Source organism: Kurthia sp. ISK08, from assembly GCF_046159805.1.
Taxonomy (GTDB): domain Bacteria; phylum Bacillota; class Bacilli; order Bacillales_A; family Planococcaceae; genus Kurthia; species Kurthia gibsonii.
In genome coordinates this window covers 191054-214732 of the sequence record NZ_JBJXHL010000002.1, presented here as the reverse complement: position 1 = coordinate 214732, position 23679 = coordinate 191054, and the positions used below count along the sequence as shown (strand labels likewise).

Below are 23679 nucleotides of genomic sequence, written 5' to 3'. Positions count from 1 at the left end.
CTATTTTTTATGTTCCTATAAGCTTTTCTTGTATTATAATAAGAAAAAATAAATGTTACACATGAGGAGATTTTATATGAAACTAAATGCTCAACAGATTGAGATTATTGAAATTTTAGAAAAAGATGCACGTATGCCTTTAGAAGATGTGGCAAAAATGGTGGGGTTATCTTTAGAAGAAACAACAGCAATTGTCAAGCAATTAGAAGACGAAAAAATCCTTGTTCGCTACATCTCACTTGTTGACTGGACAAAGGTTGAGGAACATCCTGGTGTGCGTGCAATGATTGATGTGAAAGTAACACCAAAACAAGGTGTGGGTTTCGATGATATCGCAGAACGTATTTATCGTTTTGACCAAGTTCAATCGGTTTATCTTATGTCAGGTGTCTATGATTTATCTGTTATTGTGGAAGGTAAATCAATGAACGAAGTTGCAAACTTTGTTTCACAGAAACTTTCAACACTTGATTCTGTTATTTCAACAACAACACACTTTATCCTAAAAAAATATAAACATGATGGCACTGTTTTAGAAACGGGTAAAGAAGATCAACGAATCGTGGTGTCACCTTAATGACATTAACTAAAAAATCTTACGTATCGAAAATGGTGAATGAACTTAAGCCATCAGGTATTCGCCGTTTTTTTGACCTTGCAGCAAGTATGGAAGGTGTCATCTCACTCGGTGTAGGTGAACCTGATTTTGTTACGCCTTGGCATGTGCGTGAAGAAGCCATTCGCTCGCTTGAGATGGGTTACACAGCCTATACTCCAAATGCCGGGCTATTTGAATTACGTCAAGAAATTGCACATTATATGGAGAAAGAATTTGATGTTTCATATCATCCTCAGAATGAAATTATCGTTACAGTTGGCGCAAGCTCCGCAATTGATATTGCGATGCGTACCATTTTAGATCCAGGAGACGAAGTCATTGTTGTTGAGCCATGTTTCGTATCTTATGTTCCAATGGTCGAACTTGCTGGTGGTAAAGCCATCACAGTTCAAGCAACAAAAGAACATGATTTTAAAATCTTACCGAGTCAATTAGAAGCAGTCGTTTCTGAGCGTACAAAAGCCATTATGTTATGCTCTCCTAATAACCCAACAGGTACAATGTTAAATAAAACTGAGCTTGAAGCCATTGCACAGTTTGCGATTGAACACGATGTACTAATTATCGCCGATGAAATTTACGCTGAACTCGCTTATGATGAAGGGTACACAAGTATGGCAGCCATTCCTGGAATGCATGAGCGTACGATCTTAGTATCCGGATTTTCTAAAGGCTTTGCAATGACAGGATGGCGTTTAGGTTTTGTTTGCGCGCCTGAACCAATTGCTGAAGCAATGCTAAAAATCTTCCAATATCAATTAATGTGTGCTTCTACGATGTCACAATATGCAGCTATCGAAGCGTTGAAAAATGGTCGTTCAGAAGTTGAAAAGATGGTAAAAAGCTATCGTCGCCGTCGTAATTTCATCGTCCAATCTTTCAATGATATGGGGCTTTCATGCCATAACCCAGGCGGTGCATTCTATGCATTCCCTTCGATTAAATCCACTGGACTAACATCACAGGAGTTCGCTGCACAACTTTTACAACAAGAAAAAGTAGCTGTTGTACCAGGTGATGTTTTTGGTGAAAGTGGCGAAGGTCATATTCGTTGTTCATATGCTGCTTCACTTGAACAATTACAAGAGGCTTTAAAACGAATCGAACGTTTTATTCAAAACTTTAAATAAGCATGATTGGAATCATATACACATATGGTTCCGATTTTTTGTGTAGTCATATTGAATTCGGGTATGGATTAATGGTGTATTTCATGCCAATTCATAAGCATATTTCTTTTTTCTATTTCCAAAAAAGCATATACTACTAAATGTAGAACAGAATCGAAAGGATTGATAAATTTGCCACAATCATTAGAAGGTAAAGTAGCATTCATTACAGGAGCAGGACGAGGTATTGGTCGTGCTGTAGCAGAAGCATTAGCAAAACAAGGTGTAACAGTTGGGCTACTTGCTCGTACAGAACAACAAGTGAAAGAGGTAGCTGAAAAAATCATCGCTGATGGTGGTAAAGCTGCTTTTGTAACTGCAGATGTGACAAATTTAGAAGAAGTCGATGCAGCAATTGATTCACTAACAAAACAAACAGGTAAAGCAGATATTCTAATTAACAATGCAGGAATTGGTGAGTTCGGTACACTGTTAGACCAAGATCCATTAATGTGGAAGAAAATTGTTGATACAGGCATTTTCGGTACGTACCATGTAACACATGCAGTATTACCACAATTAATCGAGAAAAATGAAGGCGATATTATTAATATCTCGTCTACAAATGGTCTAAACGGCGCTGCAACATCTACTGCTTATTCAGCTGCTAAATTCGGTATTATCGGCTTAACTGAGTCATTAGCTCAAGAAGTACGCCGTAATAACATTCGTGTTACAGCGCTTGCACCAAGTACGGTTGTAACAGAATTAGCACGCGAATCTGGTTTAATTGATGAGTCAAAAGTAGATCGCATGATGCATCCTGAAGACTTTGCAGAAGTAATTGTTAACCAATTAACATTACCAAACCGTATTTATGTAAAACAAGCAACAATTTTAGGTACAAATCCATACTAAAATCTCTTGAACATAAAAAAGCTGGAATCGCGCTGTGGTGCGGTTCCAGTTTTTTGTTACAAACGCTAGTGAAATGTCTTGTCCCAGCTTGTTTTTTATGTACTTTATTTTACTTCATACATCGAAACGTCTACGTTCACAATATACTCTGGCTTTTCTTTACCACGATTATTGCGATGCCCTGCAATATGTTCTGGACTTTTCTCCCACGCTTTCCATGCTTCTTCTGACTCCCAACGTACCATCATGATGACTTCTTCTTCACCACGACGTACTTTCTTTTGAAGAACAGTTTTATCAATAAAGCCAGGTTGTTGCTCCACTAATCCCCCACCCTGCTTAAATTTTTCAACTACAAGATGGCCATTTCCTTCTGTTACTGTAAAGCGACGTAATTGTACAATCATATGTAATCTTCCCTTCTTTTCCAATTATCTTTATCTTACTAAATAAATTGAATGACTGTCAATGAAAATGATTATCATTATTATTTAAAGATGATTAATTTGAGTTTCTTCCTATTATATATACAAGAAACTAGCATCATAAAAATACGATGCTAGTTACATGATTAGAACATTTCTGAAGTTGTTTTTGCTTGCATGTGTAATTGTAAGTAATCTGGTCCGCCTGCTTTTGAGTCTGTACCTGACATATTGAAACCACCGAATGGTTGGTAACCTACAATCGCACCTGTACAACCGCGGTTGAAGTAAAGGTTTCCGACATGGAATTCTTTACGTGCTTTTTCTTGATTTAAACGGTTTTTCGTAATAACTGCACCTGTTAAACCGTACTCTGTATCGTTCGCAATTTGAATTGCTTCATCAAAGTCTTTTGCTTTTGCAATCGCTACTACTGGTCCGAAGATTTCTTCTTTCATAATACGTGCACTTGGCGCTACATCTGCAAATACTGTTGGGTGTACAAAGTAACCAACTGAATCGTCTGCTGTTCCACCTACTAATAATTTACCTTCTGTTTTACCAATTTCGATATATGAAGTAATCTTTTTAAACGCCGCTTCATCAATTACTGTTGCCATGAAGTTATCTGGGTTTGTTGGATCACCAATTGTTAATTCTTTTGTTAATTCTTCTACACGCTCTACTACTTCATCGTACACATCTTCTACGATGACTGCACGAGAACATGCTGAACATTTTTGACCTGAGAAGCCGAATGCTGATTTCACAATTGATTGCGCTGCTAATTCTAAATCTGCCTCTTTATCGACAACAATTGTATCTTTACCGCCCATTTCAGCGATAACACGTTTCATCCAAATTTGTCCTTCATTTAGTACTGAAGCACGTTGGTTAATACGTAAACCTACATCACGTGAACCTGTGAATGATACGAAGCGTGTGCGTGGGTGGTCAACTAAGTAGTCACCTACTTCTGCGCCAGAACCTGGTACATAGTTCACAACGCCTGCTGGAAGACCTGCTTCTTCTAATACTTCGATAAATTTATAAGCAACTACTGGTGTTGTAGAAGCTGGCTTTAATAATACTGTGTTACCGGTTACAACTGCTGCCACTGTTGTACCAGCCATGATTGCGAACGGGAAGTTCCATGGTGAGATTACAATCCCTACCCCTAGAGGAATGTAGTCGTAACGGTTGTATTCGCCCACGCGGCTCTCTACTTTTTGACCGTCTTTTAAACGAAGCATTTGGCGTGCATAATACTCTAAGAAGTCGATTGCTTCTGCTGTATCTGCATCTGCTTCATTCCACGGCTTACCTGCTTCAAGTGTTAATAGTGCTGAGAATTCAAATTTACGACGACGAATAATTGATGCCGCTTTGAATAATACATCTGCACGAATTTCTGGTTCTACTTGACTCCACATTTTGAATGTTTCATCTGCTACTTGCATCGCTTTTTCAGCTAAATCTTTCGTTGCTTTTGAAACTGTACCAATTACTTCTGTTTTCTTTGCTGGATTGTAAGAAGTGATTTGATCTTCAGTCGTTACACGTTCGCCACCAATAATGAGTGGATATGCTTGACCTAAGTAACCTTCTACTGTTGCTAATCCTTCTAAGTACGCTGCTTTATTCTCTTCTTTCGAAAAATCTGTAAATGGTTCGTGTTTGTATGGAATCATGTATATTTCCCCCTTGTTTTTGAAGTGCCAAATTATTTTGCACATAAATTTCTCAACTAAGTATATAATGCAATATTATTTAGCATTAATCAATAGGAATTTTCTAAATTTTTTAAAATTCCCTCAAAATTTTTAAACTGATGGTAAAATAAAGGGAAGAAGCGCGGTACAGGAGGAACATATGGAAAAGCAAAAACTATTACATATCTATCAATACATTATCGAACAAGGCGATACAGGAATCCGTGTTGTAGATGTAGAAGGAAACCTCATCATCTATAATCAAAAGATGCGTGAGCTTGAAGGCATCGATACGATTGACTTTGAAAACTATCGCGCCCATGAAATTATCGATTTTGAAAATGAACAAAGTGAAATTTATCATGTACTACAATCCGAAAAACCATTAATCAACCATAAAAAGACGTTTTGGAATAAGAAAAATCAAGAAGTCACATATATTAGCAACATCTATCCCCTACATGAACAACAAGAATTAATCGGAGCAGTAGAATTCGCACGCGATATTACACAACTCGAATTTATGATGTACCGTCCTCTTCGAAGGTACGGTGCTCCACTAACATTTGATATTATTACAGCGGTTTCTGCTGTCATGAAAGATGTCATTCAAAAAGCGAAAATCGTAGCACTAAGTAAGATGCCTGTTCTACTCATTGGCGAATCTGGAACAGGAATTGATATGATTGCGGAAGGTATTCATCATGATTTACAGCAACCAAACCAAGCTTTTGTTACGATGATTTGTCGTCGCGATGAAGAAACGATTTTAAAACAGTTTGAAAAATATATCGCAAAAGAAGAACAAATTACGTTCTTCGCTGAGCGCATTGAATATTTATCTATTGAGGCACAGGAAAAAATTGTAGCTTTATTTGAACAACATCCACATCATGGACATATGATGATTGCGAGTGTTGGTAAAGATCCCATTGATTTAATTCAGGAACAGGCACTTTCTAAAAACCTGTATCGTCTTTTTTCATCAATTACAATCTATATTCCGCCGCTACGCGAGCGAAAAGAAGATATTATGCCTTTCATTAACGATTATTTCCAGCGTCATCGCGATCAATACGGTTCATCAATCGAGGCACTCTCTCCTGAAGTAACGGAATTATTTTTAAATTATGATTGGCCTGGTAATTTAAAAGAGCTTGAAGTTCTTCTTGATGAAATGACGAACATCATTACAACTGAAACCGTCATTGATGTAAACTTACTCCCACCTCATTTCAAGTGGAAAATTCAAAATAGCTTACCGACAGAAGAACAAAATTCAAGTGAGTTATTTATTATTGAAAACTCGAACGACCTTCGCCCCCTCGACCACTACATGAAAGAAGTTGAGGCATATTACATTACAAAAGCACTCGAAATGCATGATGGGAATATTTCTAAAACAGCCGAAGCACTTGGCATTCGTCGCCAAAGCCTCCAATATCGCATGAAAAATTTTCAAATTGACGCAAAACAGTTTGTGAAGTAATAAGGTTTTGAGTAATAAGAAGACTTCAATTGACTAGTTTCATGTGAATTCGAACATTCGTACAGCAAAACGGGGCATTCGTTGATCGAAATGGGACATTCGAGAGCGGAAATAGGTCACTCACCTAAAAAATTGCATACAAAAAGGAGCCGCCATCATGTGCGACTCCTTTTTTGATTACTTTTTCGATTTTTTTGATAAGCGGCCTAGTAAGAATGTTGCTGCACCAACTGCAAGAACTGTATTTGTCTTTTTATTGAATACTTGTTTCGTTACAAGTGCCATATTTTGTGGACGTTCTGCTAAACGACGCATGAAATATCCATACCAGTCATTACCGAATGGTAAATATGTGCAGAAATTATAGCCTTCACGTGCTAAATCGTATTGCATTTCTTTACGGAAGCCGTATAACATTTGGAACTCGAACTTGCTATTTGGAATATTGTTGTCTTTTACGAATTTTTTCACATGATTGATTACGTTATGATCGTGTGTCGCAATCGATGTGAACTTGCCATTTAATAAATGCTGCTCGATTAGACGTAAATAGTTTTGATCGATATCTTCTTTTGATTGATATGCTACTTCTGGACTCTCTTTGTACGCACCTTTTACAATACGTAATCGGAAATTCTTATATTTTTCAATGTTTGCTTCTGATTCGAAGAAGTACGCTTGAATTACAGTACCTACATTGTCATATTCTTTGTGTAGTTCTTCAAGTAAGCTGAATGAGCTTTGAAGACGTGCATAGTTTTCCATATCGAAGTTTACGAAAATACCATATTGATGTGCTAAGGCTACAACTTCTCTTAAGTTTTCATAGCAGAAATCAACATCGATATCTTGACCTAATTGAGATGGTTTTAGTGAGATATGCGCATCTAAGTTTTCATCATGAATCGCTTGAATCACTTTTAAGATATTCTCTTTTGCTTCTGTTGCAGCTGATTTTTCAAATACAAATTCCCCTAAATTATCTACTGTACATGAAATATTCGCCTTGTTTAATTCTTTAATTGTTTTAACTACTTCTGGAATTGTTGTACCTGCTACAACACTTTGCGCCCCCATACGTAAACCATATTTTTGAGCCATTCCGTTTAATACTTGATTTTCAGATAAATACATAAATACATCACGTAATGCCATGAAAATTCCTCCCTAACACCCTAAATTTGTTTGCAACGAGATTATAACACTATATTTTTCGAAATTAAAAGAACAATTTTTATTTTTAAAAAAAGAAAAAGAAAAAAAATATTCTAAAATCCTTGATACACCTAGCTTTCAAAGACAACAAATTTTTTTCTTTGTAAACGCTTTTTTACGCTCTTACTTCATGCAATCTATTATTTTTCTGAAAAAACAATTTACTCGATGTAGTATATCTATTTACAAATTAAATGAGAACCTGTATCATATGATTAAAGTTTCTTTAAGGAAACATTTTTAGTTAAGGTGAATATTATTTTATACAAGAAAAAGAAAGGGTTGTGGGAAAGTGTTAACTGTTCAAAACTTAACCGTCTCTTATGGTGGTAATCGTCCAGCTGTTGAAGACGTATCATTTGAAATTAAAAAACCTGCACTCATCGGGATACTTGGTCCCAATGGTGCAGGCAAATCAACATTAATCAAAGGTATTTTAAAATTAGTATCGAGTAAAGGAACTGTCTTATTCAATCAACAGCCATTCAGTAAAATACAACGAGAAATTGCTTACGTTGAACAAAAAAGTGCGATTGATGATACATTTCCTATTACCGTACGCGAATGTGTCTCTTTAGGTCTCTACCCTAAAATGAGTTGGTTTAAAAAAATCTCGAAAACACAGTGGGAACAAGTCGATGCCGCTTTAGAAAAAGTAAATATGTTGTCTTACAAAAACAATCAAATTGGTGAGTTATCTGGTGGTCAATTCCAGCGCGTATTAATCGCTCGAACACTTGTACAACAAGCAAAATTCATCTTTCTAGATGAACCGTTTGTAGGAATTGATGCGACAAGTGAACAAGTCATCATGTCTTTACTTCGTGAACTGCGCGATGAGGGAAAAATGATTCTAATTGTGCATCATGACTTAAGTAAAGTTGATGATTATTTTGATGAAATTCTTATGATGGATCAACATCTTATTGCTAAAGGTCCCACAAAAGAAACATTTACAAAAGAACAGCTTGCTAAAACATATGGTGCTGCACTTGGATTAGGGGTGTTATAACATGTTCTCAAACTTTATTGATGGACTAACTAATTATGAGTTTTTACAAAATGCACTGGTCACATCGATTGTAATTGGTGTCGTCGCTGGTGTCGTTGGTTGCTTTATTATTTTACGCGGAATGTCTCTTATGGGTGACGCTATTTCACACGCAGTACTTCCCGGTGTCGCCATTTCGTATATCTTTAGTATCAATTTCTTTATTGGCGCTATTTTATTCGGTCTTTTCGCATCAATCATTATCACCTTCATTTCGAACAATAGTAAAATAAAGGGCGATACAGCGATTGGAATCACCTTTAGTTCGTTCCTAGCACTAGGTGTTATTTTAATCGGGTTTGCGAACAGTTCAACAGATTTATTCCACATCTTATTTGGGAATGTTTTAGCTGTTCAAGATGTTGATAAGTGGTTAACTATTGGTATTGCTGCGATTGTACTTAGCATTGTATGGCTGTTTTTCAAGCCATTACTACTCACCTCTTTCGACCCAAATATGGCGAAAGCATTCGGTGTGCGCGTCAATGCCTATCACTATTTATTAATGGCACTTTTAACTGTTGTATCTGTTACAGCGATGCAAAGTGTCGGAACCATTTTAATCGTAGCTCTACTCATAACACCTGCTGCTACTGCTTACCTCTATACAAAGAGTTTACGTAACATGATTTTCTTATCCGCCTTTTTCGGAGCGCTCGCTTCAGTAATCGGCTTATTCATTGGTTACTCATTCAATTTAGCAGTTGGTTCGACAATTGTTCTAACCGCTACTAGTATCTTTTTAATTAGCTTTTTAGTATCACCAAAACAAATTCATTTAAGAAAGAAGGTTCTTCGTTCATGAAAAAATCAACCATTTGGATGAGTCTTATATTGATTCTATCCATCGCTCTTGCTGCGTGTGGTAATGGCGAAGCAAAAAAAACAGAGACAGATCGTAAACAAGTTGTTGTTACAAACTCGATTCTATATGATATGACGAAAGAAATTGCAGGTGATAAAGTCGATGTACATAGTATTGTACCTGTCGGAAAAGACCCACATGACTATGAAGTATTACCAGAAGATATTAAAAAAGCAACGGATGCTGACTTAATTCTTTATAACGGTTTAAACCTTGAAACAGGTGGTGACGCATGGTTCACAAAACTGATGAACAATGCAAATAAGAAAGAAAACCGCGATTACTTTGCTGTATCAGAAGGTGTTGAACCTCTTTATTTAGAAGGTAAAAATGCAGATGGTAAAGAAGATCCGCATGCATGGTTAAGTCTTGAAAACGGTATGATTTACGTGAATAACATTACACAAAAATTAGTGTTATTAGATAAGGATAATAAAGACTATTATGCTAAAAACGCTGCAGATTATACGCAAAAACTAATGAAATTACACCAAGAAGCGAAAGAAAAATTTAGTAAGATTCCAAAAGACAAGCGTATGGTTGTCACAAGTGAAGGTAGTTTTAAATACTTCTCTCTTGCATATCAAATTCCTTCAGCTTACATCTGGGAAATCAATACAGAAGAAGAAGGTACACCAGATCAAATTAAAAATTTAGTTGATCAATTACGCAAATCAAAAGTACCTGCCCTATTCGTTGAAAGTAGCGTAGATGATCGCCCAATGAAGACCATTTCAAAAGAAACAGGTATTCCAATTCATGCAAAAATCTTTACAGACTCTATTTCTGAAAAAGGCGATCATGGCGATAGTTACTACAACATGATGAAATGGAATTTCGACCAAATTTATGATGGCTTAATGAAAAAATAACACTTTTTAAAGCAGCGAGATAATTCTCGCTGTTTTTATTTATTAACTATTTATTAACATCATAATATTCCCCAGGAAATAAACGATTGTGAAGTCATTACGACGGGGATAGAGCCTCATAGAATAGTTACTCTAGGAGGAAACTATATGACAAATCGTATGTACAGAATTGGCGAATGGTCGTACTCAAAAAGACTTTAAAAATTAATAAGGCGTATGATGGTTTACTGTTTTTTCAAAATACAGATGATGAATTGGGTCATGAACCTTTTCTGATTATAGACGGTGTGAAAAATCGTGCTTATACCGTTCGTAATTATGATTGAAGGACGCATCGGTGAAGTAGAAGAATAAAAGAAAGACTGCGACAATTCACTGTCACAGTCTTTTATTATGATTTTTTAGCTTGTTTTTTCTTCAAGTATAATTCACGCATCTTCTCCATCTTCTCTTGTTGGTTTGTGCGTGTTGGCTTTTGCTTTTCATGATATTTTGTCACTGCTACTTGCCCTTTTGTATCTAATTGATATTTCCCCATTGAACTCACCTACTTTTTTTCAATGATTCTATTATACAATGAAAAATCATAACATATACATTTTTTTCAGTTTGTAGTTTTCTTCAAAGTGAGGTAAACTATTAAAAATTATAAAGGCGATGAAAAGAAGAGTAAATTTTGTATAAATCTACAGAGACCTCTATTAGCTGAAAAAGAGGGTTTTATACTTTATTGAACCAAGTCTTGGAGCTGTGTATCGGATTTAACATGATGGTACAACGGATTCTCACGTTACTGAGATAGAGTATCACTATTTTTTAGTCGTACTTGATAAGATTCCTATAGTGATATATGGAATAAACTGAGGTGGCACCGTGACTAAGTTCACCCTCAAGATTCATTTCTTGGGGGTGAACTTTTTTATTTCATATAATTTATAGAAATGTGGTGCTGACATTGAAAAAAACATACATTTTATTATTACTATTAGGTCTTGGTATCTCAAATATTGGTGCATGGATTTATTTAATTGCATTAAATTTAAAAATTTTTAATCAAACTCAATCTGCATTATCTATTGCTATTCTATATACCCTTTCCCCTGTCGCTATGCTAGTTGTTAGCTTTTGGGCAGGGTCACTCATTGATCGACTAAATATACGAAAAATGATGATTTTCTTAGATTGTTTTCGCGCTATCTGTATCTTATTCATTCCAACTACGAATTCACTAATCGGTATTTATATTTTATCTTTTTTAGTACAACTTAGTAACGCTATTTTCACAACCGCTTCCACTGTTTATATTACAAAACTCATTCCCGTTAATGAACGACAAAAGTTTAATTCACTCAAAATTCTTATTCAATCTTGTGGTGCTATTTTAGGTCCAATTATAGCAGGTGTCTTATTATTATTTATATCTACAAATCAAACAATTTATTTTAATACATGCATTTTACTTTTCTCTGCTAGTATTATCTACTTTTTGCCAAACGTACAAATATCTCAAACAGAAAATACAGATTTATCTTTCAAGGTAATTAAAAAAGATTTCCTCACTATTGTAATGTATAGTAAAAAAAATCACTTTATTTTCGTTATTTATTGCTTCTTCTTAGGTATGACTATTTTTATGACAGCAATTGATTCCATTGAGGCTGCTTTTTCTAAAAGCGTAATTGATTTAACAGATGCAGAATATGGGTTTTTACTTAGTATTTTTGGAACTGGTATTCTATTAGGTTCTCTTATTAATACGTTATTTGCAAAATATTTTTCATTATCTTTTTTGATTGGTATAGGTACGTTAACGACAAGTATTGGATACATCAGTTATTATAGCTCTTTCAACTTTTCACATGTTTTGATTAGTATGTTATTCATTGGATTTTGTCTTCCGTTTTCACAAACAGGCTTTATAACTTTTTATCAAAACAATATACCTACCTCTATTTTAGGAAGATTTCAAAGTATCGTTGGGGTTGTAGAAGCTATTGGAATCATTATTTTCACATTAACTCTTGGATATTTATCTACTCTGTTTTCATTGCGGCTAGTTGGCATAATCGGTTCTTTTCTATTTTTCTTATTTAGTTTATTCCTTTTTTATATAATATATTTTAAAAAGAAAAACTTCCCTTACTAAAGTCATATTATACCGTTTTCTCATTACAGATGATGGAATATTTGTTAGACTAGTAGAAAGGAGTGAACCGTTTATGATGTTTCTAACAGTTATGGCATTATTTTTATTTGGTATTATGGCGTTATCAGGTGTCATCCTACTAATTTTAGCCATTATCCGTCCAAAAACACGCAATACAAAATTCATCTTACCTATCGTTTTATTAGTCATTTCAGGTATTGGAATTGCTTCTATGATGAGTCTATTTTTCATTACACCTAAAGAAGGAACTGTGCAAGAGTATGAAAAAACAGAGAAGCTTACACAGAATATGACGATTGATGGAAATGCAGCGAAAGTGTTTGTTGAAGTTCCAAAATCAGCCGAAACACCTGATTTTTCAAAACAAGCAGATCAAATCGTACAATCTGTACGAAAAGAACATGCAAATGTACGTAAAGTGATTATTCTTTGGAATCGTGAAGGTTCCAATCAAAAAATAGCGAAATCTACATTCCATAAAGAAGGACAGGATTTCGTGTTAGATCATGAATGGTCTGAATAAAAAGTAAGAGGCTCTGGGATAACTCCCTAAGCCTCTTTTTTATACATTCTTTTGCTCTTGCCACATACTTAAAATGCCGAGTATTAATAATAAACAAACACCTGTGAATGTCAAAGATGACCATGTTAATCTCGGGTCGAGTAATTGAAAAAAGAAAGTGAAGACAAGAATGAAGCACAGCGACATCATGACGATGAACGTCTCACAATATTGAATGCCTTTCTGTAATAGATACATGGGAATTAATACCTCCATTATGGTCACCATCATAATCCACGCGATATTTTCGAGAAAATAAAGTATCAATGTATCATATGTAGCGATAAACGACAGAATAATAATAGCGATAAAACGCTTCGACAAAATCATCGAACTACTCCAACCAAGTGTACTTAATTGTTTTGAATAGATGGTACAAAGAACAGCTCCTAAGCCACAAAAAATACTCGTAACGATTCCCCAGCTATTTTCAACGCGCCATTCTGTCACGCCTGAATTCCCTGAAAAAATGGCGTAGATGAGTAATAGACAAGCTCCAAGTGTACCAAGTGCAATCCACCACTGTATGCGCGGAATATGAACGCGCGTTCGAAGTGCAATAACAAGAACAAATAGCGGTCCTACCCCATCTCCAAAGAACTGACAATCGCTGGTTCAATATATTTTAATGCAAAATAAAATCCCATAAATGCCAATACAGATGCTAGATTTAATTTTAATAATGGCAGAAAAGCTCGCTTCCACTCGACTTGCACACGTTGTTTCATTGCCACCATTTGAAAAAATACAACCGTTATGAAAAAACTAATACCTGTGAATAGAAAAGGATGAACGAGTTGTACTTTATTCGCATAATAGACCTGACTAATCGATGTTAAAATAGCCGATACTAACAGGCTCACAATCCCCACTACATACATTTTTCGCTGCTTCGATTGTACAATTTCCAACACGCTCTCCCCTCTCCGACATATTCCATTCATTATAGATGAATTGTCAGAAAATTCAAGGGATATAACGATTTATTTCTTTTCAATCATTACTTGCTCAATCCCAAGTAAAATAACTTTTAAGCCAAATTCAAAAGCTTGATTTGTTCCCATCATTTCAAATAAACCATTCATAAATAAATTGCGGAATAGCCCTACTTCTTTTTCTGGCATCGTATTTAATAAAGCAATTAATTCCTCTCCTGGTAGTTCATCACGCTGTTTCGACATCGCAGCGACATTCAGTTGGTGCTGATAATCATCTAATACAAAGAAATACACATAGTTCAACATTGTTGTCACAACTTGAATTTTTTGTTCTTCTGTTAATGATGTGTCCTCTACACACTGCAATAGACGGTTTGTAAAACGAATTAAATTCGGCTCATTTGGTAATGTCATCATCATAATTTGCGTCGAACATGGATAGCGCTTCAACACATTTTTCGTTGTCACTGCAAAATCATGCAACTGCTCTTTCCACTCCCCTTCACTTTTCAATTCACTTAAAATAATTCGCGCAATATCATTTGCTAAACGTTGGTATAAGTCTTGTTTACTTTTAAAATACCAATAAAGTGAAGGTGCTTGAATTCCCAAGCGTTCTGCCAATTTTCGCATACTCAATTTTTCAATACCTTCTTCTCCGAGAATTGCCCATGATGCCTCTAAAATTTTATCTTCAGATATTTGTGGCTGTGACTTCCTCACTTTAACCCCTCCATTTTATCTAACAGTGTAAGTTTTAACTTTACAAACATGTAATCACATGATAACATCTAACACTGTAAGATTCAATCTAACACCGTTAGACAAAACACGAAAGAAGGTATTTTTATGAACCAAGATTCTCTCTACTACTTTGAACAAGCACCCATTCGTAAAGCTGTGGCACACTTTGCAGTTCCCATGATGCTCGGTACATCAATGAGTGTCATTTATTCTATTTTGAATGCTTATTTTTTAGGAACATTACACAATACTACAATGCTCACTGCACTTGCTCTGACACTTCCACTTTTCGCACTCATCATGGCTTTTGGACATTTAATTGGTATGGGTAGTGGCACATTCATATCTCGATTGCTAGGAGAACATCAATATGATGAAGTCAAACACGTTTCGTCATTTGCTTTTTACAGTAGTTTAGTAATTGGTATCATCGTCATGATCATTGGTCTATTGAATGTAGACCACATCGTGCAATTACTTGGAGCTACAACGACTTCTGCTCATTTCACGAAGCAATACATTACAGTCATGCTGTTAGGTGCGCCCTTTGTTGCATTATTTTTCACGCTTGAAAACATTGTACGTTCTGAAGGTGCTGCGATTACATCCATGATAGGTATGATTCTAAGTGTCATCGTCAATATTGTATTAGACGTTCTTGTGATTTTCGTTTTCCATTGGGGAATCGTAGGCGTAGCCACTGCTACAGTCATCTCAAACATGATTGCCAGCCTGTTCTACATGTACTATATTCATTCGAAAAGTGAATTTTTAACGATTTCATATAAATGGTTTAAGCTATCTAAAACAATTATGACCAATGTCTTTAAAATCGGTATTCCTGTATTTATCATGAGTATTTTCTTAGGTGCTATGGCACTTATTCTCAACTTATTCCTTGCTAACTATGGAAATGAAGCCATTGCTGCGTACGGTATTTCCTCACGTCTTTTGCAATTTCCTGAATTCATCTTACTCGGACTTTGCGAAGGAATTGTACCGCTCATCGCTTTCTCATTCACTGCTAATAAACTACGTATGAAACAGACGATTACATTCACTATTCGTATGATGGTTACATGTGCATTCATCTTTGGAATCATTGTATTTTTCACATCAAATACTTTAATCGGCTTCTTTACAACAGATCCAACTCTGATCGAGATGGGTAGCTATATTCTCCATGTCACATTCCTATCTTTATTTGTAACAGGATTAACCACGCTATTCACAGGTATTTTCCAAGCTACAGCACAAGGAACTGCCGCATTTGTCATGTCGATTGTTCAAGGTGTTACATTAATTCCGACCTTATTTATTGCACAACATTATTTCGGATTCCACGGCGTCGTTTGGTCATTATTCATCGCAGAATTTATTGCATTCATAGTCGGTGCTACGATGCTGTACCTACTGCGCCACCAGCTACAACCTGATTTAGATAGTCTTTTGCATGAGTAAAATTGGATAGACAAATAAGTAAATATCCCTTTTTTTGTAATTAATGCTATGATTAGTATAATAAAAAGGAGGCATTTATGAAAAAATATCTTTTATTAATTATTCCGATTCTCTTCTTCGGTATGAACATTTTAGCGTATATAAGTCGTTTCAATCTGCTCAACACTATACAAGCTTTTCTCAACCTAGCAATCATCGTTACTATCATGATTTTTTTATTAAAGCGTACGAATTTACAAAATATAATGGACTGGCTCGTTGGTATTGGCTTTACGACTTATATTTGCGTACTATACCGAAAAACCATTGAGCTAACATTCTTCTTTGACTTCGCACAATATACACCTAAGAACTTAAGTTTTATTTTTTATTCAGTGAATATCGTGCCATTCAAAGGCATAATGGAAGTGATCTCTAACAATCCATCACCCGCATTTCAGATTATCGGAAACGCACTAATGCTTGCACCACTCGCATTTGCCTTGCTCTATTTCAAATGGGTTAAAAACAGTAAACAAGCGATTTTTTATTCATTTTTATGTACCATATTGATTGAAATCATTCAATTCTTACATAACATCCTCTCCTCTGCCTTTAGTATCGGTATGGGACGCAGTACAGATATTGATGATATTCTATTAAACACACTCGGCGCTGTGATTGGCGTTGGCTGCTACAAGTTGTGGATCACCTTGAAAAATACCCTAACAAAGAAAAATAGCACAAGTTACTCACAAATTTAACGAATATAAAACCCCCTCTAAGTTCTTTTTCAAAAAGTTAGGAGGGGGTTTAGTCTATCATTCTACTCAAAATGCCTTTTCTTTTATTTTGGCTCTAATTCAATAATCTCAGACTTATTATTGTATTGAATTTCAAAAGGAATGGTTGTATCTTCTGTGATTTCGCAGTCGTCACAGGCAACCTTTTCAAATTGAACTTTATTATCTTTTAACTCTAAATTCTCAGCTTTTCTATTGAATTTATTTGCAAGCGAATATTCGTAGTTAATCGTTGCAGGTGCTGGCTCTTTTCCTATGTACACAATAACTAAATCAAAATACCCCGATTGATTATTATCAGAAGACGACACATATTTAATCTTCCAATCTTTCGACTCCCCACTAAATACAGTCGTATTTTCACAAGCTGCCAACAAAAATAGCTGCGAAAATAAAATAAAAGCAATTAATTTTTTCATAGCATTACCCCTTCATTTTACATAATTACAAATATTAACAATACACTTATTTATATTATAGAGATTCTTAGGAGTATTGTATATAAATAAGGGTTTATAAAAATGGTAACGTTATTCGAAAAACGCTCGATTAAAATGATTAAATACAATTTGCTCATACATTTAATGAATATAGAAAAACATCCAAATTCTCATTTTAAGAATTTGGATGTTTTATTGTATTTAGCTGATTTGCTATTTACTTTTAATAAAGTTATTTTTCTTACGTTTTCTAAAATAGAATAAATATATTGTTGGAACTATAATAACCACGATACATATAATGTATGGTATAAGGCTGATGTATTCTTCTTTTCCCTTTTCATAATAATATTCGTAAATGGTTTCACCTTGTTCATACTTATCAGGTATTACTAAATCCTCTCCAGACTTACCTTGCTCGAAAGCATAATCTTGCAGTTCTTTAACTTCCACATTAGATTCAAACCCTATTTTATACCAAGCTATAAATTTTTCATTATTAATATTCGGCTTTGTATAAGTAATATTTGTAAAAGCTGCTTGATAACCTTGATCTATATATTCTTTTCGTAATTCTTTTTGTCTATTTAAATGACCTTTTTTATAACTTTTCAGAAACTCTTTTTCCTTAATATCCGGTAAAACATATTTATCTATTTCACCATCATTATAGCCTAAATTATAGTATTTCTCATTTTGAGTTTCTTTATAAAACTGCTCTCCTTTTTTAAAACCTGACTTAAAAGTTGCGATATGTACGGTAGCTAATGTAGTTGGAATAATTAATTTTTCATTATTCATCCCCAAACTATAACCTTCGTTATAAATAGTTATTTTTTCCTCATCGAATTTCTGCTGTCCTTCTTGATAAGCTTTTAAATATGATTCTTCATATCCTTTTCGATAAGATTCCGAACCTTGCGTTTTCACATTCTTCTTGTTATTTTTATAACCGTCATTAAATCCCACCACTTCTGCAAGTTCAGTTCCATCAGACTCTTCTTTTTCAGCAACTTGTTGTGGACTGTTATTTACTTTTGTTAAATCATAGTAAATAGGTGGCTCACAAGGGATACCATCGTCTACTGTATCACCTGTTCCATCTAAATTTTCTGGATCATATGTTGAAGAATACCCCTTTTCATTCCAATAGGAAATAACCTCATCATAATCAGTAAAGTCATCACAATTTTTATAATTAGATGATATATCTTCTTCACCTACCGAATTTACAGTAGCACCTTCGTTATGATAGTGATAACCTGTACATAAACCTTTTGCCTGTGATTTGGCACTACAATTATGCCCACCACTCGAATCAGTTCTGCCACTATGAGCAAAACTATTAAGGTCTGAAAATATACATATACCAAAAATCATTACTATAAAAAATATTATTTTTTTCAAAATAAACCTCTATCTTATATGTAATATTTAAACATTACCATACAAATTAATTATAATAAAATCTAAATCAAATTTTTGATATACATTTATACACTTTTAAAGGATTATTTAACCATAAATATAAAAAAAGGTTTAAAATGAAAATTATAAAGACTCTTATTATATTATTTGTATTACTTATACTATCATCATGTACAAATAGCTCTACTATTAGTAAACAAGAGATTACAAGTGCTGAAGAAAATGCATATCCAGAAGGGGTTAAAAACGGAACTTTCAGTATAGAATTCTACAAATCTTTTGAAAAATGGAATTTGAATTTCTCATCAAACTCTGACAGAAATAGCGTAGGTTCAATAATTTTATATTCTTTATAATCAAAGTTTGTATTATCTTTTCCAAACTCTATTCACTTCTTTAAGTTTTGTTTTTTCAAAAGTTAATTTATAAATATCTGGCATATCAAGCTCTTTCCAAAAATCAAATCCATACCGCTTATCAAAAAAATTCATAATTAGAACCATAATATTACCATGTGTTCCTATTACAATATTTTTACCCTCATACTTTTCTAGTACTTCTATCGTTGCCTTAACGCCTCTTTTTTGAGCTATAAGATTAGACTCTCCACCTTCCCATGAAAATGTTTCATCTTCCCATACTTTTGTAATTGCTTCATCAAAATTTTCAATTGGCTTTTCAGACAAGTTTCTTTCTTTAAAGTCACTCTCAATTATTAATTCTTTATCTGTTAATTGAGCAATCCTCTCAATTGTTTGCACTGCTCTTTTATATGGACTGGATATTACATAATCAATATTTTCTTTTTCAAGTATCTCTGTAATTCTTTCTACATCAATTATACCTTGGCTGGATAAAGGTCTTTTTAATTCATCCACAGTATAAATAGAATGAGCATGCCTCACAAAATATAAATTTGTCATCAATTATTCTCTCCTAATCGGTTTATTACTATATTTTAATAAGAATATTCCATCAACTGATTGTAAATTAAAATAAAATTTAGTTATTTATATTAATACAAAATTGTATTAACTAATTCTTTTGACATACTATATCTCTTAATAAAATAAACTTGAAAATAAAAGAACTTTATAACGGTATTGTAAGAATTAAAAAAGATACTCGTATAGTGTTCTAAATTGTACAAGCTAGTGTAAAATTTGCATAAAGAACTTATTTTTATAGGTATCTTCTCTAAAACAGACCGAGTCTATGTCGGTTACTCAAAATTATGGTACTACATTATGTATTTAATAAGCACATCAAATTTAAGAATATTATACATTTGATAATCTACGTAATCTCTCGTATTTTTTAAGTGTTAACATCATTCGTATCATCTGTTCAAAGTCTTCTTTTTCTACCATTTTTTCGATAATTTCTAGCATTATATAGTGTTCTATTAATTACCATTCTAAATCAGGTACTCTTTCAATAAATTTTTTCCCATCAATAATTCCATTCGTAAATAATTCTTCAGCTGTTAGGAACTCTTGTGTGTATGAATCCTTAGAACATGTTAATAAATAGCTTTTTTCTTTACCGTATAGTCGGCTTATCCACCATTCTTCTGATTTATAGGAAAAGCTTAGTTCCTGTTCTTCATCTACTATTCCTTCTTTAAATTCTTTCCACTCTTTTTCGCTCACTTCTTTCACCTCTTCACTTTTATTATTTTAGTACCTATTAAAATCGTATCATCATTTATGGAGATGAGCATGCTTTTTAGGATCACCATGATTTACATAATATATCTATGTCAGTTTTTCCCGTAGTACCTTCTGGTATTCAATTTTCCATCTTTATAACGATCTTTTGTTAATTTTTTCAAAACCAAATCAACCTTTAACTATAATTATAGGTTGATTTAAATAAAATATGAAAAAAAAGAGTATTTTTGTTTCAGATAATTCCTTTACTTTTAGTCATACAAAAAAATCTTCCTAATATTATTAGGAAGATGATTACATAAACTTATTCTTATTATAATCCATTTCAAAAAAGTAAGAAGGGATTATTTTAAGGATTTCACTACATTGTTTAATCCCCGTTATAATCCCTTCACGTTTGACAAATCCTTATACACCAAGGATTTAAACTCTCTAACTTGTATGTCCCAGGAGGGATTCGAACCCCCGACCGACGCCTTAGAAGGGCGTTGCTCTATCCAGCTGAGCTACTGAGACAGTGTTGCTTGAGAAAAGTGAATTTCTCAAGGACAATACTTATTATAGACAAAGCTAGATAATATGTCAACATTATTTTTTTGGTATAGAAAAATAGTGTTGTGAAATGATTTGTTGGTCGGGTGTTTTGAATGTGACTGTGAATTCGTCTTGATCTTCTTCCCATTCAATTGTTGCATAGCTCTTCGGATTGCCGCCTCTTGGTAACAGGAGACTTCCTGGGTTTAAAAAGAGTGTGCGTCCTACTTGTTGTGCGCCGAGTACGTGCGAGTGTCCGAATAATACGATGTCTGCTTCTACTTCTTGCGCTTTATAATCAAGCGGTGTCAGCGTCATTTTAATATTGTATAAATGTCCATGTGTCATGAAGATGCGGCGTTCTCCAATCGGTACAACGAGTTCATCTACATAGTCGGAATCAAAGTCGCAGTTCCCTTTTACGCGGTACATCTCGTGAAAACGGGGATCATCATAACTTAACTCACTGTCGCCACAATGAAAGAAAGCATTTGCTCCCTGTTCTTGTTCATATACTTGTTCAATGATTTCTGCATTACCATGTGTGTCACTTAACACAACCACTTTCATCTAGCCAACCACCTTATCGAATTAGAGATTGATTTTTTCTTGTAATAGCTTGAGTGCATTACCGCGGTGTGAGATTGCGCCTTTTTCAGCTGGTGACATTTGTGCCATTGTTAGTCCTTTTTCAGGTACGTAGAAAATTGGATCATAACCGAAGCCATTGTCGCCGCGACGTTCTTCTAAAATAATACCTTCACATGTGCCGAATACTGTTTGTGTTGGGTAATCTGGGCCTGTGATGGCTAAGCAGCAACCAAAGCGTGCTGTGCGTTCTGCTTCCGGTACACCTTGTAAATTCTTTAATACTTTTTCGATATTTGCAGCATCGTCATGGTCGCCTGCATAACGTGCTGAATACACGCCTGGCTCGCCGTTTAACGCGTCAATCATCAGTCCGCTATCATCTGCTATTACAAGAAGATTCAACGCTTTAGAGAGTGTTTCTGCCTTTAAGATGGCATTCTCTTCAAATGTTGTTCCTGTTTCTTCTATTTCCATATCTGGGGCTACGTCAAACATCGTTACGACTTCATAACCCAGTGGTCCAAAGATTACTTCAAAATCTTTTGCTTTTCCTTTATTCTTTGTGGCAATTACTACTTTTTTCATTCTTCCTTACCTCCCGTACAATGTATGTCTATTTTAGCATAAACGGTGCATAGACACGAAAAAACATGCTGGAACAAAACAGGTCACTTACCTTTTTTTAGCGTTCGCAACGAAAAACTGGAACCGCGCCACAGCACGATTCCAGTTTTTCTTATGCTTATGTGGGATGTGTTTTTTGTACTTATGTCCCAGCATATTTTTATTTTGCATATATGTATGCAATTATAATTCAATTTTCTCTGCTTGCAGCTCAGGAAGCTGTAGCCAGTCATCTACAATCTGTTGAAACATCGGTACAGATCCTGTTGCAAAAAAACGATGCTTCGCATGATGTGTCGATTTGTTTTCTAGACTGTAATATGCAAGTAAATCTTTTGCATGGAGCGCCGTCTCTTTTGCGGATGACACAACATGTACATCTTCACCAACTACTTTTTCAATAAGATGTTGAATAATTGGATAATGCGTACAGCCTAAAATCATCGTATCATAAGAGATTGTTTTCAATGGAGATAGCACTTCTTTTACAAGCTTTTCTGCAAAAGGCCCTTCATATTGACCACTTTCAACCATAGGTACAAGGGGTGGACATGCAAGCGAATAGATTTGGCTTTTAGAATAAAGCGAACCAATCGCTTCCTCATACGCGCCACTCTTTACTGTACCCACTGTTGCGATGACCGCAATTTGATGGGTTTTTGTTTCTTTCATTGCAGCCATAGCACCTGCATTAATTACGCCAATCACAGGGAAGTCACAGGTTTTTTGAAGTGGTTCAAGTGCTACTGCTGTTGCTGTATTACAAGCAATAACTAGCATCTTGATTCCCATCTCTTTTAACTTCTGTGCCATCTGTGTTGTAAACTCCACTACTTGTTTTGCCGTTCGTGGCCCATATGGACATCTGGCTGTATCGCCAATATAATAAATCGTCTCATTTGGTAGATAGCGAAGCATTTCTTTTGCAACGGTTAATCCACCTACACCCGAGTCAATCACACCGATGGGAGCATTCACACTAACCGCCTCTAATCTTTTATTGTTAATCTTCATTCATACGAACGTATAATTTTTGTAATAGTTCCGATAATTGTTGGATTTCTTCATTTTCAAAATCACTTACAATATCAACTAAATATAATTGTCTTTTTTCGATTACTTCTCGAATAATCTTTTCGCCTTCTGGTAAAAGATGAATGCGCACGACACGTCGATCTGCTGTGTCACGAACTCGTTGTACAAGTTCATTCTTCTCCATACGATCGATTAAATCTGTCGTTGTACTAAAAGCTAAATACATACGATTTGATAAATCTCCAATCGTCATATCGCCTAATTCATCAAGCCATTGTAAAGCGATGAATTGTGGTGGGGTAATCGTGTAATTCGTTAAAATTTCACGTCCCTTTTGTTTAATAATCGCTGCAATGTGTCTTAAGTCTTTTTCTAGTATACAGATATTTTGTGCATTTACATCGAAACCTTCTTCAGCCATTTAG

At 34.7% G+C, this 23679-nt stretch carries 27 protein-coding genes, 1 tRNA gene and 1 other annotated feature; of the genes, 12 read left to right on the top strand and 16 right to left on the bottom strand.

The genetic code is table 11. From position 1 onward, the window contains the following. Positions 1-76 precede the first annotated feature (76 nt). The 3 genes from ACKVQX_RS04650 to ACKVQX_RS04640 all read left to right on the top strand — a co-directional run bounded on the left by ACKVQX_RS04650 (position 77) and on the right by ACKVQX_RS04640 (position 2646). Positions 77-577, top strand: coding sequence for an Lrp/AsnC family transcriptional regulator (locus ACKVQX_RS04650; RefSeq protein ID WP_087680366.1), 501 nt, complete (start codon positions 77-79; stop codon positions 575-577). After that, positions 577-1749 carry an aminotransferase gene (locus ACKVQX_RS04645; protein ID WP_325943282.1) on the top strand — a complete coding sequence of 391 codons (1173 nt, stop codon included), beginning with the start codon at positions 577-579 and terminating at the stop codon, positions 1747-1749. Before ACKVQX_RS04650 ends, ACKVQX_RS04645 begins: the two co-directional genes overlap by 1 nt. Positions 1750-1920: 171 nt before the next feature. Beyond that, entirely contained in the window at positions 1921-2646 is a 726-nt protein-coding gene (locus ACKVQX_RS04640; RefSeq protein ID WP_068452169.1) for a 3-ketoacyl-ACP reductase, read from the top strand. A gap of 104 nt (positions 2647-2750) precedes the next feature. Here ACKVQX_RS04640 and ACKVQX_RS04635 read toward each other — a convergent pair whose 3' ends face one another. Together ACKVQX_RS04635 and pruA are read right to left on the bottom strand one after the other, a co-directional pair. Beyond that, positions 2751-3053 carry an antibiotic biosynthesis monooxygenase gene (locus ACKVQX_RS04635; RefSeq protein ID WP_068452166.1) on the bottom strand — a complete coding sequence of 101 codons (303 nt, stop codon included), beginning with the start codon at positions 3051-3053 and terminating at the stop codon, positions 2751-2753. A gap of 164 nt (positions 3054-3217) precedes the next feature. Continuing rightward, positions 3218-4762: an L-glutamate gamma-semialdehyde dehydrogenase gene (gene pruA / locus ACKVQX_RS04630; protein WP_068452163.1), complete on the bottom strand. Its 1545-nt coding sequence runs from the start codon at positions 4760-4762 to the stop codon at positions 3218-3220. 181 nt (positions 4763-4943) lie between these two features. Between pruA and ACKVQX_RS04625 the strand changes: the two genes are divergently transcribed. Then, a complete protein-coding gene (locus ACKVQX_RS04625) occupies positions 4944-6272 on the top strand; it encodes a helix-turn-helix domain-containing protein (protein ID WP_068452161.1) in 1329 nt (442 codons plus the stop codon). Positions 6273-6449: 177 nt separating this feature from the next. Here the strand turns inward: ACKVQX_RS04625 and ACKVQX_RS04620 are convergent, their stop codons facing one another. Further along, positions 6450-7427, bottom strand: coding sequence for a proline dehydrogenase family protein (locus ACKVQX_RS04620; RefSeq protein WP_087680369.1), 978 nt, complete (start codon positions 7425-7427; stop codon positions 6450-6452). A 352-nt stretch (positions 7428-7779) separates the two neighbouring features. Here ACKVQX_RS04620 and ACKVQX_RS04615 point away from each other — a divergent pair, with 352 nt between their 5' ends. The 4 genes from ACKVQX_RS04615 to ACKVQX_RS04600 all read left to right on the top strand — a co-directional run bounded on the left by ACKVQX_RS04615 (position 7780) and on the right by ACKVQX_RS04600 (position 10601). After that, positions 7780-8499: a metal ABC transporter ATP-binding protein gene (locus ACKVQX_RS04615; RefSeq protein WP_325943281.1), complete on the top strand. Its 720-nt coding sequence runs from the start codon at positions 7780-7782 to the stop codon at positions 8497-8499. A 1-nt stretch (position 8500) separates the two neighbouring features. After that, the gene (locus ACKVQX_RS04610; protein WP_325943280.1) at positions 8501-9343 is read left to right on the top strand and encodes a metal ABC transporter permease; all 843 of its coding nucleotides are present in this window, start codon (positions 8501-8503) and stop codon (positions 9341-9343) included. After that, positions 9340-10275 carry a metal ABC transporter substrate-binding protein gene (locus tag ACKVQX_RS04605; protein WP_068452150.1) on the top strand — a complete coding sequence of 312 codons (936 nt, stop codon included), beginning with the start codon at positions 9340-9342 and terminating at the stop codon, positions 10273-10275. The genes ACKVQX_RS04610 and ACKVQX_RS04605 overlap by 4 nt, the downstream gene beginning before the upstream one ends. Before the next feature lie 176 nt (positions 10276-10451). Continuing rightward, positions 10452-10601 (top strand): hypothetical protein, encoded by a 150-nt coding sequence (locus ACKVQX_RS04600; RefSeq protein WP_325922330.1) that lies wholly within the window; start codon positions 10452-10454, stop codon positions 10599-10601. Positions 10602-10666: 65 nt separating this feature from the next. On the opposite strand, the gene ACKVQX_RS04595 is transcribed toward ACKVQX_RS04600, so the two are convergent. After that, entirely contained in the window at positions 10667-10813 is a 147-nt protein-coding gene (locus ACKVQX_RS04595) for a hypothetical protein (RefSeq protein WP_325943278.1), read from the bottom strand. A gap of 110 nt (positions 10814-10923) precedes the next feature. Beyond that, positions 10924-11169, top strand: a binding site (T-box leader). Positions 11170-11230: 61 nt separating this feature from the next. Here ACKVQX_RS04595 and ACKVQX_RS04590 point away from each other — a divergent pair. Both ACKVQX_RS04590 and ACKVQX_RS04585 read left to right on the top strand, forming a co-directional pair. Continuing rightward, positions 11231-12421 carry an MFS transporter gene (locus ACKVQX_RS04590; protein ID WP_068452135.1) on the top strand — a complete coding sequence of 397 codons (1191 nt, stop codon included), beginning with the start codon at positions 11231-11233 and terminating at the stop codon, positions 12419-12421. A 73-nt stretch (positions 12422-12494) separates the two neighbouring features. After that, on the top strand, positions 12495-12965 hold the full coding sequence (locus tag ACKVQX_RS04585; protein ID WP_068452132.1) for a hypothetical protein: 471 nt from the start codon (positions 12495-12497) through the stop codon (positions 12963-12965). 39 nt (positions 12966-13004) lie between these two features. Here ACKVQX_RS04585 and ACKVQX_RS04580 read toward each other — a convergent pair whose 3' ends face one another. From ACKVQX_RS04580 to ACKVQX_RS04570, 3 genes are all read right to left on the bottom strand, one after another. Beyond that, positions 13005-13454, bottom strand: a complete 450-nt coding sequence (locus ACKVQX_RS04580; protein WP_156422331.1) for a hypothetical protein — start codon at positions 13452-13454, stop codon at positions 13005-13007. A gap of 131 nt (positions 13455-13585) precedes the next feature. Continuing rightward, a complete protein-coding gene (locus ACKVQX_RS04575) occupies positions 13586-13918 on the bottom strand; it encodes an EamA family transporter (RefSeq protein WP_409136054.1) in 333 nt (110 codons plus the stop codon). Positions 13919-13987: 69 nt separating this feature from the next. Beyond that, positions 13988-14665 carry a TetR/AcrR family transcriptional regulator C-terminal domain-containing protein gene (locus ACKVQX_RS04570; RefSeq protein WP_325943275.1) on the bottom strand — a complete coding sequence of 226 codons (678 nt, stop codon included), beginning with the start codon at positions 14663-14665 and terminating at the stop codon, positions 13988-13990. Between the two features lie 126 nt (positions 14666-14791). On the opposite strand from ACKVQX_RS04570, the gene ACKVQX_RS04565 reads away from it, so the two are divergent. Next, positions 14792-16147, top strand: coding sequence for an MATE family efflux transporter (locus ACKVQX_RS04565; protein WP_325943274.1), 1356 nt, complete (start codon positions 14792-14794; stop codon positions 16145-16147). Between the two features lie 77 nt (positions 16148-16224). Beyond that, positions 16225-16890, top strand: coding sequence for a VanZ family protein (locus tag ACKVQX_RS04560; RefSeq protein ID WP_325943273.1), 666 nt, complete (start codon positions 16225-16227; stop codon positions 16888-16890). A gap of 83 nt (positions 16891-16973) precedes the next feature. On the opposite strand, the gene ACKVQX_RS04555 is transcribed toward ACKVQX_RS04560, so the two are convergent. The 9 genes from ACKVQX_RS04555 to ACKVQX_RS04515 form a co-directional block, all read right to left on the bottom strand. Further along, positions 16974-17348 (bottom strand): hypothetical protein, encoded by a 375-nt coding sequence (locus ACKVQX_RS04555; RefSeq protein WP_325943271.1) that lies wholly within the window; start codon positions 17346-17348, stop codon positions 16974-16976. Between the two features lie 234 nt (positions 17349-17582). Next, positions 17583-18776, bottom strand: coding sequence for an excalibur calcium-binding domain-containing protein (locus ACKVQX_RS04550; RefSeq protein WP_325943269.1), 1194 nt, complete (start codon positions 18774-18776; stop codon positions 17583-17585). 389 nt (positions 18777-19165) lie between these two features. Next, on the bottom strand, positions 19166-19723 hold the full coding sequence (locus ACKVQX_RS04545) for a histidine phosphatase family protein (protein ID WP_325943267.1): 558 nt from the start codon (positions 19721-19723) through the stop codon (positions 19166-19168). Between the two features lie 483 nt (positions 19724-20206). After that, entirely contained in the window at positions 20207-20449 is a 243-nt protein-coding gene (locus ACKVQX_RS04540) for a hypothetical protein (protein ID WP_325943266.1), read from the bottom strand. Positions 20450-20912: 463 nt separating this feature from the next. Then, positions 20913-20986 (bottom strand) — tRNA-Arg (locus ACKVQX_RS04535). 72 nt (positions 20987-21058) lie between these two features. Next, positions 21059-21574 carry a metallophosphoesterase gene (locus ACKVQX_RS04530; protein ID WP_068452106.1) on the bottom strand — a complete coding sequence of 172 codons (516 nt, stop codon included), beginning with the start codon at positions 21572-21574 and terminating at the stop codon, positions 21059-21061. Between the two features lie 21 nt (positions 21575-21595). Further along, positions 21596-22180 (bottom strand): XTP/dITP diphosphatase, encoded by a 585-nt coding sequence (locus tag ACKVQX_RS04525; RefSeq protein WP_121176286.1) that lies wholly within the window; start codon positions 22178-22180, stop codon positions 21596-21598. A gap of 222 nt (positions 22181-22402) precedes the next feature. Next, positions 22403-23197 carry a glutamate racemase gene (gene racE / locus ACKVQX_RS04520; RefSeq protein ID WP_325943264.1) on the bottom strand — a complete coding sequence of 265 codons (795 nt, stop codon included), beginning with the start codon at positions 23195-23197 and terminating at the stop codon, positions 22403-22405. Positions 23198-23222: 25 nt separating this feature from the next. Continuing rightward, a complete protein-coding gene (locus ACKVQX_RS04515) occupies positions 23223-23675 on the bottom strand; it encodes a MarR family winged helix-turn-helix transcriptional regulator (RefSeq protein WP_068452098.1) in 453 nt (150 codons plus the stop codon). Positions 23676-23679 lie beyond the last annotated feature (4 nt).